A 12502-nucleotide genomic window follows, 5' to 3' on the forward strand; every position below is an offset into this window, starting at 1 on the left:
AAGGATTATCATTGTCAACATAAAACGCATACATTTTCTACAAAAAACAAAAAAACGCTACAAAAAGATTTCTTCTTTTCGTAGCGCTCTATTTAACAATTTTCTTCATATTCGCTCTCCTCTAGTTGATCACGCATCGCTTTCACACGCTTAAAGAAGAAAAAAGAAAAACATAAAAATCCAATGACACTCCCCATCATAACAAAAGTTTGTACCGTCTCTTTTGCTCCATTCGGAATTAATAAACCAACCATCAAAAATGTACTTACTGCGAGAAGCACTTGTCCGAAGCGGGTATAATCTGCTATTTTTTCTTGTAATTCTTTCATCTCTTTATCACTCCCATCCTCACTTTATCACATTCTATCAAGCTTAAAGACAAGTAAATAGAACCAATCTGGGAGATGTTTTCCAAAGTAAAAAAGAGCCGCTTACTCGCGGCTCTTTTTTATCTATTATACGCCTTTATATGCTTCCATATAGATTTCTTTCAGCTCTGAAATGAGCGGTAATTTTGGATTAGCTGTTGTACATTGATCTTCAAAAGCTCTATCTGCTAATAATCCAACAACCTCTTCAAATTGGTCTTTAGCAACTCCTTGTCCTGCAATACTCATATTTATATTTAAGCTTTTTCCAAGCTCAATAATTGCTTGGACGAGTGATTCCACACCTTCTGCCGCTGAACTTGCTGGAAGCCCGAGCATTCTCGCAATATGTGCATAGCGTTCATCAGCCACAAAGTGCTCATATTTTGGGAACAATGCGTGCTTTCTTGGCTTAATAGCATTATAGCGGACTACATGCGGCATAAGAATTGCATTTGCACGTCCGTGTGGAATATGGAATTCCGGTCCAATTTTATGCGCTAAACTATGATTAATACCAAGGAAAGCATTAGCAAATGCCATCCCTGCAATCGCAGAAGCGTTATGCATTTTTTCTCGTGCCTCTTCATCATTTCCATCTTTATATGCTCTCGGTAAATATTTAAATACGAGATCAATTGCTTTTAACGCTAAACCATCAGTATAGTCATTTGCCAGAACAGACACATACGCCTCGATTGCATGCGTTAATACGTCCATACCAGTGTCTGCTGTTACATGAGGTGGTACTGTCATTACAAATTGTGGATCAACAATCGCTACATCTGGCGTTAATTCATAATCCGCGAGCGGATACTTTATATTATTTTTCTTATCTGTAATAACCGCAAATGGTGTCACTTCTGATCCTGTTCCTGATGTTGTTGGAATGGCAACAAACTGCGCTTTATTTCCTAATTCCGGATATTTACATGTACGTTTTCTTATATCTAAAAATTTCTGTTTAATGCCATAGAATGTTGTTTCTGGGTGCTCATAGAATAACCACATCCCTTTTGCTGCATCCATAGCTGAACCGCCACCAAGTGCAATAATTACATCAGGCTTAAAGCTTTTCATCATGTCCGCACCTTTAAATACAGTTTCATCTGATGGATCTGGCTCAACTTCAAAGAAAACTTCAACTTTCACATCATTTGCATGCTTACGTAAATAGTGCGTAACTGTATCTACATAACCGTGCTCAACCATCCCTGGATCCGTTACAATAAATGCGCGGGAAATGTTAGGCATGTTTGCTAAATATGCTGTCGCATGTTTTTCAAAATAAATTTTGGGTGGTAATTTGAACCACTGCATATTCTTTTTTCTATTTGCCAGCCTTTTTATATTTAATAAATGAGTCGCCGTTACATTTTGGGAAACTGAGTTTTTCCCGTAGGAGCCACAACCAAGCGTAAGTGATGGAATAAACCCATTATATATATCACCAATTCCACCTTGTGATGAAGGTGCATTTACAATGAGACGGCAGGCTTTCATACGTAACCCAAATTGTTTTTGTACTTCTTTATTTGTAGAATGGATAACCGCTGAATGCCCTAGGCCACCAAGCTCTAACATTTCTTCGCAATATGTAAATCCTTCTTCTAGTGAATTTGCTTTTACACAAGCTAACACTGGGCTCAGTTTCTCACGAGATAGTGGATATGCTGCCCCGATACCTTTAATTTCAGCTACAAGCATTTTTGTATGTTCAGGTACAGTAATTCCTACTAATTCAGCAATATACTGTGCTGATTTCCCAACAATATCACTATTTACTGCACATGTATTTTCATTAATAACAAGCTTTTCTAATTTTTTTCTCTCTTCTTCTGTTACAAAGTAACAATTATTTGCAATCATTTCTGCTTTAACATCATCATAAATTCCGTTATCGATAATAATTGCCTGTTCCGATGCACAAATCATACCGTTATCAAATGTTTTCGATAAAATTAAATCATTAACAGCACGTTTTACATGTGCTGATTTCTCTATATAACACGGTACATTACCAGGACCTACACCTAGTGCTGGTTTACCAGTAGAATAAGCCGATTTCACCATACCAGCCCCTCCAGTTGCTAGAACGAGTGCGACACCATCATGGTTCATTAGTTGTTTCGTTGCTTCCACAGAAGGTCTTTCAATCCATTGAATACAATGCTTTGGTGCACCAGCCTTCACTGCTGCATCATATACTGTTTTCGCCGCTGCAATGGAACAGTTTTGTGCCGAAGGATGAAATGCGAAAATAATTGGATTTCTCGTTTTTATCGCGATTAACGCTTTAAACATTGTTGTCGACGTTGGGTTCGTTACTGGCGTTACCCCAGCTACTACACCGACAGGTTCTGCAATTTCTATTACTTCTTCATGAGGATCTTCATGAATAATTCCTACCGTTTTATCTTTCTTTATACTATGCCAAATATATTCAGTGGCAAAAATATTTTTAATGCATTTATCTTCATATACACCACGGCCCGTTTCTTCAACAGCCAACTTCGCAAGCGGCATATGTTGATCGACACCCGCAAGTGCCATTTCATGAACAATGTTGTCAATCTGCTCTTGTGTAAAACTTTCTAATGCTTGTAAAGCTTCTTGACCGTTATTTACTAACGTATCAATCATCTCTTTTACCTCTTGCATTTCATTTACAACTTTCTCTTTGACTACCATGTAAATTTCCTCCTATTCTGTTATCACGGTCTTTATAAGTCCCTATAGGTCATAATAAGTCCCGATTAGTGAAAAAAAAATAGAGTTACCGTCCTACATGAATCTCATTGTTTGTGAAACATTTCACAAGTTTGTTCGTAAATAACATTTCATGAATTCAATATACATGAAATCATTTCATTTGTGTATGTCTAATTTGTGAAATGTTTCACAAATTAATATAATAAAATGCACTGCTCTATATTAGCAGTGCATTTTTATTATGCTAGTGCTTGTGCTAAATCTTCAATTAAATCTTCTCCATCTTCAATACCAACAGAGATTCGAATTAATGTATCTGTAATTCCTAATTCTTTACGGCGATCTGCTGGGATGGATGCATGTGTCATTTGAGACGGGATAGAAATTAAACTTTCTACTGCTCCTAAACTTTCAGCAAGTGTAAAGTATTGCAGTTTCTCAAGTACTTTATTTAATGTTTCCTCACTATCTACATCAAATGAGATGATAGCACCAAATCCATTCGCCTGCTCTGTTGCTAATTCATGGTTTTGATGTGATTCAAGACCTGGATAATATACTTTATTTACTTTTGGATGGTTATTTAAGAATTCAGCAATGGCGCGTGAATTTATTTCATGTTCTTCCATACGAATTCCTAATGTTTTTAAACCGCGAAGTAGTAAGAAGCTATCTTGTGGGCCAAGAATACCTCCTGTTGAGTTTTGCACGAAATGAAGGTCTTCTGCCAGTTGCGGGCTATTTACAACCACTAGGCCTGCAACTACGTCACTATGTCCTCCTAAATATTTCGTTGCACTATGAAGTACAATATCTGCTCCTAAAGAGATTGGCGACTGCCAATATGGCGTCATGAATGTGTTATCAATAATTGTTAATAAATCTTTCTCTTTAGCAAGAGTAGATATTTTCTTAATATCAGTAATTTTTAGTAATGGGTTCGTTGGTGTTTCTACATAAATTGCTTTCGTATTTGGACGAATCGCTTCTACAACTTCCTCTAGGTTTGTTGTATCTACAAATGTATGCTCAATACCGAAGCGGTTTAATACTTTCGTAATAACACGGTACGTTCCGCCATAAACATCATCTGTTAAAATGACATGATCACCTTTTGAGAACAACATAATTGTCGCTGTAATAGCAGCCATTCCTGAACCAAATGCAAATCCAGCATGACCGTTTTCTAATACGGCAATCATTTCTTCTAAAGCTGCACGTGTTGGGTTGCCTGTACGTGAATATTCATATCCTTGATGCTTACCAACTGCTTCTTGTTTATACGTACTTGTTTGATAGATCGGTACGTTTACAGATCCAGTTGAAGGTTCTCCTATGCGAATACCATGAATTAACTTTGTCTTTGCTCTCATTTTTTATTCCCATCCTTTGTATATGTCTTTACTTAAATAGCGCTCACTACTATCAGGAAAAATCGTTACAATATTTGTACCTGGTGCTGCTTTCTCTGCCTCAAGTAAGCTCGCATGAAATGCCGCCCCTGAAGAGCTCCCAACGAGAAGGCCTTCCTTTTGTGCCAATTCTTTTACACGTAAAAATGCATTTCGATCAGAAATCGTATGAATTTCATCAAAATAAGATGTTTTTAAAAATGGTGGAATGAATTCAAGACCAATGCCTTCTGTTTCATGTGAACCAGCTTTGCCGCCATTTAAAATAGATCCTTCTGGTTCTACAATCACCGTTTTAATATCAATATTTTTTTCTTTTAAATAAGACGCAGTTCCCATAAACGTACCGCCAGTTCCTGCACCCGCAACAAATATGTTAATCTCTCCATTCAGTGCCGACCAAAGTTCAGGACCTAGTGTTTTGAAATAAGCACGTGGGTTTGCTTCATTAGCAAACTGACTTGGAGAGTAAGAATTTGGTATTTCCTTTACTAATTCTTTTGCTTTTGCAATTGCGCCGGTCATTCCTTGCTCAGTCGGTGTATGCACAACCGTTGCACCTAGCGCTTTCATTAATTCTTGCTTTTCAATACTAAATTTCTCTGGTACACAAACGATGACGCGTAAATCATGTTGTAACGCTGCAAGTGCCAGTCCAATGCCAGTATTTCCAGCCGTCGGTTCAATAATTGTTCCGCCCTGGGTAACAAGCCCTTTTTCTAACGCATCTTCGATTAATTCTCTTCCTAAACGATCCTTAACGCTTCCGCCTGGGTTGTAAAATTCAAGCTTTGCAAATAAACGGACTCCTTCTGGAAGTGAAAAACGAGTAATTTCCACGATTGGTGTATGACCAATCAACTCATGAACTCCACGATATACATTCATCGTGTTCTCCCCCTTATTTGCCAATAAAGAAAAGGCAACTGTATGTATTTTCTTTATATGAGACAGTTGCCTTTTTGTTACATTACTTTAACTCTTCTAGTACTTTTACGATAAAGTTTGTAGAATGAAGTGCTGCTTGATCTAAAAATTGATCAAATGAAACATTTGATTCTTTACCAGCAATATCAGAAAGTGCACGAATAATAACAAACGGAACTTCATATTGGTGGCATACTTGTGCAACAGCTGCAGCTTCCATTTCTACTGCATAAAGATCTTCAAATTTATCACGAATTGCTGCAACACGGTTCGGATCACTCATAAATGAATCGCCTGTTGCAATCATACCTTTTACGACTTGAATATTTTCTTCTGCCTGCATACATTTCTCAGCTAATGCAACTAATGCCTCATCAGCTTTAAATCCAGGTGGCATTCCTGGCACTTGACCATATTCGTAGTTAAATGCTGTTACATCTACGTCATGGTGACGAACTTCTGTTGAAATAACCACATCTCCAACATTTAAAGAATGATGGAATCCACCAGCTGAACCAGTGTTGATTACTTTTTCAGGTTTATATCTTTCTAATAAAATTGTCGTTGACATCGCTGCATTTACTTTACCAATACCAGACTTTAGCAAGATTACTTCATGTCCTGCCAATAGCCCTTTCGTAAATTCACAACCTGCAACAGTTTCTGTTTCTGCTTGTTCTAGTTTGTCACGTAAAATACGTACTTCTTCTTCCATTGCTCCAATTACAGCAATTCTCAATCTAATCCCTCTTTCTATTGCTTAGTTGCCTCCATTACCCAAACGAAATGATTTAATCTCGTAAACGTTACGTGGAAGCCATTGTTTTCAAAAATAGATTGCATGATCGGAATACGTGTATAGTATTCTGTTTGCAAATCGTTTGCTAACTGATGAAAACCTCTTTGTTTTGCTACTTCGACAGTTTTATCATATGCATCTTGATCTGCAAATATCGTATCAGCAAACACTATTTTACCACCTTTGTTTAGCAATTGACTATACTTCGCAATTGCTACGTCTTTTTCTTCATCTATTAAATGATGAAATGCGTAAGTGCTCACAATAGTATCGATTGAATTTGGGACTTCAAATGAAAGAAAATCACCCTCTGTAATTGAAAACTCTTTTGGTAATTTCTCTTTTGCAATAGTACGCATTTCGCGTGACGGTTCTATACCGTAAACTGTGCGACCAGCAAGTAATAATTTATTTGTTAAATTGCCAGTACCAACACCGAATTCTAATACGTTGCCAAATGACTTGTTAACTACATCCTCTAAAATGTCCTCATAACGGGCGAAAACTTCTTTATATTGTATGTCTTCGCCTTGTACAAATGAGTCGTACGTATGAGCCCATTCATCAAATAAACCATTAAATTCTGTTCCCATAAAAATTCCCCTTTTTCTTATCGGTTTTATCAGTATGATATTCCCTCTTTCTAAAAATGTCAATTGAAATGTACGTAGTATTTCCTTCTTTTCTTTGTTACACTATAGGTGATTACATAGGAGAGGGGGCGTCTTCATGTCATTTACCTTTGAAATGTTAGAAGATAAAGTAGAATTTTTTGAAGCGGGGGACTTAGCTTCTTTAGAACGAAAAATTAGTGAACAAATCGATAATAATAAAGCACTTATGCTTGAAGTTCATCACATCTCGCATCAAATGGTTATGGATCCTGAAAGCAAAAGACCTTATTATAGTGCGATTGTTCATTTTAAATTAAAGAAATTACGCTAACTAAAAAAGAGAAGCTCATAAGAGCCTCTCTTTTTTAGTTTAGAGTTTGAACGAGTACTGGTTTCCAGCCCTCATTGTCTACCCAATCAATATTTACATAATATTTTTTACCTGATTGCTTATCTTGGACATTACCGTACGCTTTATTCTTACCGTTATTTCCGATTCTATGAATAACTAATTGCTCTACTGGAACGTCAATTGCAGTGGAAATCGCTTGATTCATTTCATTCCAATCTGCTGTACCTTTTTTAAACGTCATCGCAGGTGTTGCTCCTTGCTGCGTACCTACTGGCTTCCAAGAGGATTTCGTATACGCATCTGTTGCCTTTGGCTGTGTTTTTTCAGCTGTTACTTTCTCGTTAGCTTTCGCTTCCTCTTCAGCTTTTTTCTTTTCTTCTTCAGCCTTTAGCTTCTCTTCTTCCTTCTTCTTAGCCTCTGTTTTCTCTTGCTCGTTCTTCTTCGTCTCTTCTTTACCTTTAGCTTTCTCAGCTTTATTCTCTTTTGTTGTTTGCTGAGTTACTTTTTTATCACTAGAAGACGCTTGCTCTTTTGTACCAGGAACAAACAATTGATATGCTACAATAGCTACTGCTACTAATACAATAGCAATCGCAATATTTAAAACACCGTTTTGACGACGTTTTTGTTGTTTCTGTTGGAATCTAGATCCTCCTGCCATTCTTCAAACCTCCATGCAGTTTTTCATACTTGCTATTGTAACATTAAATCTAGAAAGGTTGAACATTTACAATAATATTTTCACGAAATGAAAACATTTCATAAATAATTGCAAGATTACTTTTCAATTTCTAATTGATGAATTGCTTCTACCATTTCTGCAAAAGCTGGTGTAACTACATTTACATTATCTGTTTCTATATCAACTACAACTAAAGCATATCTTGGGTTTTCATATGGAAAATAACCTGCGAACCAGCGATTCACCTTCTCTCCTTTTCCTGTTTGTGCCGTCCCAGATTTTCCAGCGACAGTTAGTGGCAACGAACGGAATGCGGTTCCCGTTCCTTTCTCCATCGTTACAACGCCTCTTAACAACTGTTGTAATTTTTTCATCGTTTCATAAGAAAGCTGTTTCCCATTTAATTTATGATTTTCAAATGTAAAAAAGTCGCTTCCATTTTTATACACTATTTTTTTCACAGCTTTCACTTCCATCTTCTCCCCGCCTCTAGCAATTGTCGCCATCATATTCGCTATAGCTAGAGGTGACACACGCACATTTTTTTGTCCGACCATCGTTTGAGCAATCGCTTTTCTACTATCTTTATTTTCTTCGCTCCCCCAAATAATAGCACTCTTTTCTTCTGGCAATTGCTCAAATTCCGGTGTATGAAATACCGGACCTTTCCATCCTACCTTCTTACTTGCTCCTAAGGCCTCTAAATACGTTTCTAATACGTCCCTATCCTTTTGCATTAGTTCATCACCTAATACAGCAAACGTTCGATTACAGCTACTAGCAAAGCTTTCCTTAAAGTTTAATGACCCCATCATAACTTGTGGAAGATTTTCACCGTATAAATCCGTATTACAGTTAAATGTACGATTAAACCGCACCAAATTCTCATCAATTACTGCTGCTGCAACTACTGTTTTAAAAACAGACCCCGGAAAATGAGGAGTTAACATTTGATTTTCAAGTGTAGCTTTATATATCCTCTTATCGTTCATCTGTAAAGAAGGCTTACTTACCATTGCTAAAACTTCACTATTCTTTATGTCTAGTAATACTAACCCACCTTTTTTTATTCCATTTTCATCTATAATCCTCTCCGCTCGTCGTTGCAACGTTTTATGTATTGTTGTTTGAATAGTAACTGGATAAAATGGATTTCCTGGTGAAGTGTATTTCGCCTGTTTCCCGAAAATCGGTTCTCCTTGTCGATCCACTTGATATAGTACTTTCGCTTCTCCATCAGTCAGTAAAAATTCATCAAATGATTGTTGCAATCCCGAAATACCAATTGGCGTTTGTTTCGAAGTTTTTTTCATTTCTCCATAACGCTTTTGAAATTCCTGTTCATTCTCTCCCACATCACCAATTAAATGATTTGCCTCTCCCGTTTGCTTCAGTCGAACTTCTGCTGCTACAATACCTAAAATATCTAATTGATTTACCTTCTCCATTTGCTCGAGCGTTAATTGAAATGGGATATTCCCCCTTCTTAATATAAATGCTTGATTCTTATTTTTCATTTGCAGTCTTATCTCTTGTCTCGACACACCAATGATATGCGCAATTTTCTCTAACATGTCATTTTTTATTTGTAAAAATGGAAAAACAATTAAGACTGGATATTTCTCTTCACCAATTTCCTTACCATTTCGATCTGTAAAATGCCCTCTTCCATTATCTACTGTAAGTGATTGTGTTCGTTGCGTAACACTTTTTTCAATCAAATTGATGTTTCGATCAGTAAATGATTCCGTATCTATAATCTGTATTTGGATTAAACGACAAAGTAATAAAAAAATCACACCCATAAAACAAATTAAAACAATTATAATTCTCCGTTTCATTTTCATAAAAAACACCTCGTCTATTGTAGTTTAGACGAGGTATTTCACCTTTTATACAAATAAAAAATCACTCGTTTTAACACGAGTGATTTTTACGTTATTTTACAGAGATAATCTCTACTTGCATTTCTCCGCCCGGTGTTTGGATTGCTACCTTCTCACCAATTTGCTTACCTAATAAGCTTTTTGCGATTGGAGAATCGTTAGAAATTCTTCCTTCAAATGGATCAGCTTCTGCGCTACCTACGATTGTGTACGCTTCTTCGTCTCCACCTGGTAACTCTTTAAATGTTACTGTTTTACCTAATGTTACAACTGTAGACTCTTCACCATTATCTTGAATGATAACTGCGTTACGAATCATATTTTCTAGTTGTGTAATACGCCCTTCAACGAATGCTTGCTCATCTTTCGCTGCATCGTACTCAGAGTTCTCAGAAAGATCTCCGAAGCTACGTGCGATTTTAATACGCTCTACAACTTCTTTACGTCTTACTGTCTTTAATTGTTCAACTTCGTTCTCTAGTTTTTGCTTACCCTCTTGCGTCATAGGGTATGTTTTTTCTGTTGCCATGTTTTCCACTCCTTTTATATACCAATCCCCTGAAAAAAAGAGGAGTTCCATATGAAAACTCCTCCGCTTATATATAGCGGAGGTTTCTAGCACACGTGCACTAGTGGAGTTGTCACATACAACCCCTTATTCTCCAATTCTTCCTTATATAAAGAAGGTATGTATGGAAAGTTGATATAAATATGCCCTCACCTATTGGTAGGTGAGGTTTCATGTTTCATTGTATTCGATAAGAAGGGAAAAAATCCCTTCCTATCGTATATCTTTTACTATGCTATTACAAATTTACTTTTTGTTCAAGAATTGTTGCAATTTTTGTAACCATAATATCAATTGCAACATGATTTTGTCCACCTTCAGGGATAATAATATCCGCGAATTTCTTAGAAGGCTCAATAAATTGATTATGCATTGGGCGTACAACGTTTACGTATTGGTCAATAACTGAATCCATTGTACGACCGCGCTCTTCAATATCGCGCTGCATGCGGCGTAAAATACGAAGGTCCGCATCTGTATCAACGAACACCTTAATATCCATTAACTCACAAAGACGTGGGTCTTCTAAAATAAGAATTCCTTCTAAAATAATTACATCTTTCGGCTCAACTGGAATAATTTTTTCTGAACGCGTATGCACTGTATAGTCATATATAGGCTTTTCCACTTGCTCATATGCAAGCAACTGCTGCAAATGGTCAATTAACAAATCATTATCAAACGCTAACGGATGATCGTAATTTGTTTTTAAACGTTCTTCCATTGGTAAATGGCTTTGATCTTTGTAATAATAATCTTGCTCCAAGATTAAAATGGAATGACCTTTAAAATGGTCAAAAATCGCTTTCGTTACACTTGTTTTTCCTGATCCTGAACCACCAGCGATTCCAATTACAACAGGCTTATTCGTCCCCATTCGACTACCACTCTTTCTTATTGAAGTATGTTTTTGCGCATCATATTATTCACATACACTGGTTGATCCACTTTGAATTTCACGATTTGCAACGGATGTCTCGCTGCATCTAATTCGTTTCCATCCTCATCCCAAATTTTCTCCACCGTCTGCGTAAAGTTTTCTATTTCTGGCCCAAAGAACTCCACTTCATGTCCTGGTTTGAAGTGATTACGTTGCTCAAGCGTTACGATGCCCGTTTCTTCATTATAATCTAACACTAAACCAGCAAAATCATACGTTGTTTTCTTACTATGATTTCCAAACATTTGCTCTTGATGTCCTGGAACCCCTTCAAAGAATGCAGGAGCTGTATCACGATTTGCACATTTATCAAGTTCATCTAACCATTCTTGTTTAAACTCAAAGTTATCTGGATCCGCACAATATGCATCAATTACTTTACGATATACAGTTGCTACAGTCGCTACGTAATGGATAGATTTCATACGTCCTTCAACTTTTAAGCTATCAATTCCAATTTCAATCATTTTCGGAATTGATAAGATTAAATTTAAATCTTTTGGGCTCATCGCAAAGTGAGCGTCTTCTTCTTGGAATAGAGGAAGCTCTTTTGCATCTTTATGTTGTGATACCGTTTGAACTAAATCATAATCCCAGCGGCAAGATTGACAACAACCACCACGGTTAGAGTCACGCGCTGTCATATGGTTACTTAATGTACATCTCCCTGAATACGCGATACACATTGCACCATGGACGAATGCTTCAATTTCAATATCAACTTTTTCTTTAATTTCTTTCATTTCTTCATAGCTTGCTTCACGAGCTAATACAAGACGATGTAAACCTTCTTCTTTCCAATACTGTGCTGCTTTCCAGTTGGATAGTGATTGTTGTGTACTTAAATGCACCTCAACAGAAGGCGCCACACGTTTACATGTCTCAATAATAAGCGGATCGGCAACGATAATTCCCGTTACGCCAGCTTTTTCAATCCCTTTTAAATATTCCTCTAGCCCATCCATATTTTCATTATGCGCAAAAATATTTGTTGTTACGTATATTTTTGCTCCATATTTCTTTGCAAATTCAACGCCTTCTGCCATGTCTTCCAGCGTAAAGTTACCTGCATTAGAACGAAGACCAAATTCTTGTCCACCTAAATATACAGCATCTGCCCCGTAATGGATAGCTACTTTTAATTTTTCTAAGTTACCCGCAGGGATTAACAGTTCAGGTTTTTTCACAATAACGCGTTTGCCATCGATCACTCGTGAAATTTCTTGTACAGTCATTTCCTAC

Annotated in this window: 12 protein-coding genes; 1 reads left to right on the top strand and 11 read right to left on the bottom strand. The window is 36.9% G+C overall.

Features of this window, described 5'->3' with window-relative positions:
* Positions 1–92: 92 nt before the first annotated feature.
* From KPL75_RS08545 to KPL75_RS08570, 6 genes are all read right to left on the bottom strand, one after another.
* Positions 93–329, bottom strand: coding sequence for a YrhC family protein (locus KPL75_RS08545; RefSeq protein ID WP_128280885.1), 237 nt, complete (start codon positions 327–329; stop codon positions 93–95).
* 126 nt (positions 330–455) lie between these two features.
* On the bottom strand, positions 456–3059 hold the full coding sequence (gene adhE / locus KPL75_RS08550) for a bifunctional acetaldehyde-CoA/alcohol dehydrogenase (protein WP_219920355.1): 2604 nt from the start codon (positions 3057–3059) through the stop codon (positions 456–458).
* A gap of 260 nt (positions 3060–3319) precedes the next feature.
* Positions 3320–4453 carry a bifunctional cystathionine gamma-lyase/homocysteine desulfhydrase gene (locus KPL75_RS08555; protein WP_219920356.1) on the bottom strand — a complete coding sequence of 378 codons (1134 nt, stop codon included), beginning with the start codon at positions 4451–4453 and terminating at the stop codon, positions 3320–3322.
* 3 nt (positions 4454–4456) lie between these two features.
* Positions 4457–5380, bottom strand: coding sequence for an O-acetylserine dependent cystathionine beta-synthase (locus KPL75_RS08560; protein ID WP_219920357.1), 924 nt, complete (start codon positions 5378–5380; stop codon positions 4457–4459).
* A gap of 82 nt (positions 5381–5462) precedes the next feature.
* Positions 5463–6158 (bottom strand): 5'-methylthioadenosine/S-adenosylhomocysteine nucleosidase, encoded by a 696-nt coding sequence (gene mtnN, locus KPL75_RS08565; RefSeq protein WP_002088741.1) that lies wholly within the window; start codon positions 6156–6158, stop codon positions 5463–5465.
* A 14-nt stretch (positions 6159–6172) separates the two neighbouring features.
* Entirely contained in the window at positions 6173–6811 is a 639-nt protein-coding gene (locus KPL75_RS08570) for a class I SAM-dependent DNA methyltransferase (protein ID WP_219303571.1), read from the bottom strand.
* Between the two features lie 136 nt (positions 6812–6947).
* Here KPL75_RS08570 and KPL75_RS08575 point away from each other — a divergent pair, with 136 nt between their 5' ends.
* Positions 6948–7163 (top strand): YrzA family protein, encoded by a 216-nt coding sequence (locus KPL75_RS08575; protein ID WP_090977026.1) that lies wholly within the window; start codon positions 6948–6950, stop codon positions 7161–7163.
* Between the two features lie 34 nt (positions 7164–7197).
* On the opposite strand, the gene KPL75_RS08580 is transcribed toward KPL75_RS08575, so the two are convergent.
* From KPL75_RS08580 to KPL75_RS08600, 5 genes are all read right to left on the bottom strand, one after another.
* On the bottom strand, positions 7198–7845 hold the full coding sequence (locus KPL75_RS08580; protein ID WP_219920358.1) for a YrrS family protein: 648 nt from the start codon (positions 7843–7845) through the stop codon (positions 7198–7200).
* A gap of 116 nt (positions 7846–7961) precedes the next feature.
* The gene (locus KPL75_RS08585) at positions 7962–9713 is read right to left on the bottom strand and encodes a peptidoglycan D,D-transpeptidase FtsI family protein (protein ID WP_219920359.1); all 1752 of its coding nucleotides are present in this window, start codon (positions 9711–9713) and stop codon (positions 7962–7964) included.
* A gap of 91 nt (positions 9714–9804) precedes the next feature.
* Complete coding sequence (gene greA, locus KPL75_RS08590; RefSeq protein WP_131232081.1) at positions 9805–10281, bottom strand: transcription elongation factor GreA; 477 nt, start codon at positions 10279–10281, stop codon at positions 9805–9807.
* A gap of 277 nt (positions 10282–10558) precedes the next feature.
* Positions 10559–11197 carry a uridine kinase gene (gene udk / locus KPL75_RS08595; RefSeq protein WP_002145642.1) on the bottom strand — a complete coding sequence of 213 codons (639 nt, stop codon included), beginning with the start codon at positions 11195–11197 and terminating at the stop codon, positions 10559–10561.
* A 17-nt stretch (positions 11198–11214) separates the two neighbouring features.
* On the bottom strand, positions 11215–12495 hold the full coding sequence (locus KPL75_RS08600; RefSeq protein WP_002111968.1) for a peptidase U32 family protein: 1281 nt from the start codon (positions 12493–12495) through the stop codon (positions 11215–11217).
* Positions 12496–12502 lie beyond the last annotated feature (7 nt).

This window comes from Bacillus sp. NP247 (assembly GCF_018966865.1).
Lineage (GTDB): Bacteria > Bacillota > Bacilli > Bacillales > Bacillaceae_G > Bacillus_A.

Excerpts from the sequence above, each read along its gene's own strand:
- KPL75_RS08545 (WP_128280885.1), bottom strand. The coding sequence starts at position 329 with ATGAAAGAATTACAAGAAAAAATAGCAGATTATACCCGCTTCGGACAA.
- adhE (WP_219920355.1), bottom strand. The coding sequence starts at position 3,059 with ATGGTAGTCAAAGAGAAAGTTGTAAATGAAATGCAAGAGGTAAAAGAG.
- KPL75_RS08555 (WP_219920356.1), bottom strand. The coding sequence starts at position 4,453 with ATGAGAGCAAAGACAAAGTTAATTCATGGTATTCGCATAGGAGAACCT.
- KPL75_RS08560 (WP_219920357.1), bottom strand. The coding sequence starts at position 5,380 with ATGAATGTATATCGTGGAGTTCATGAGTTGATTGGTCATACACCAATC.
- KPL75_RS08570 (WP_219303571.1), bottom strand. The coding sequence starts at position 6,811 with ATGGGAACAGAATTTAATGGTTTATTTGATGAATGGGCTCATACGTAC.
- KPL75_RS08575 (WP_090977026.1), top strand. The coding sequence starts at position 6,948 with ATGTCATTTACCTTTGAAATGTTAGAAGATAAAGTAGAATTTTTTGAA.
- KPL75_RS08580 (WP_219920358.1), bottom strand. The coding sequence starts at position 7,845 with ATGGCAGGAGGATCTAGATTCCAACAGAAACAACAAAAACGTCGTCAA.
- KPL75_RS08585 (WP_219920359.1), bottom strand. The coding sequence starts at position 9,713 with ATGAAAATGAAACGGAGAATTATAATTGTTTTAATTTGTTTTATGGGT.
- greA (WP_131232081.1), bottom strand. The coding sequence starts at position 10,281 with ATGGCAACAGAAAAAACATACCCTATGACGCAAGAGGGTAAGCAAAAA.
- udk (WP_002145642.1), bottom strand. The coding sequence starts at position 11,197 with ATGGGGACGAATAAGCCTGTTGTAATTGGAATCGCTGGTGGTTCAGGA.
- KPL75_RS08600 (WP_002111968.1), bottom strand. The coding sequence starts at position 12,495 with ATGACTGTACAAGAAATTTCACGAGTGATCGATGGCAAACGCGTTATT.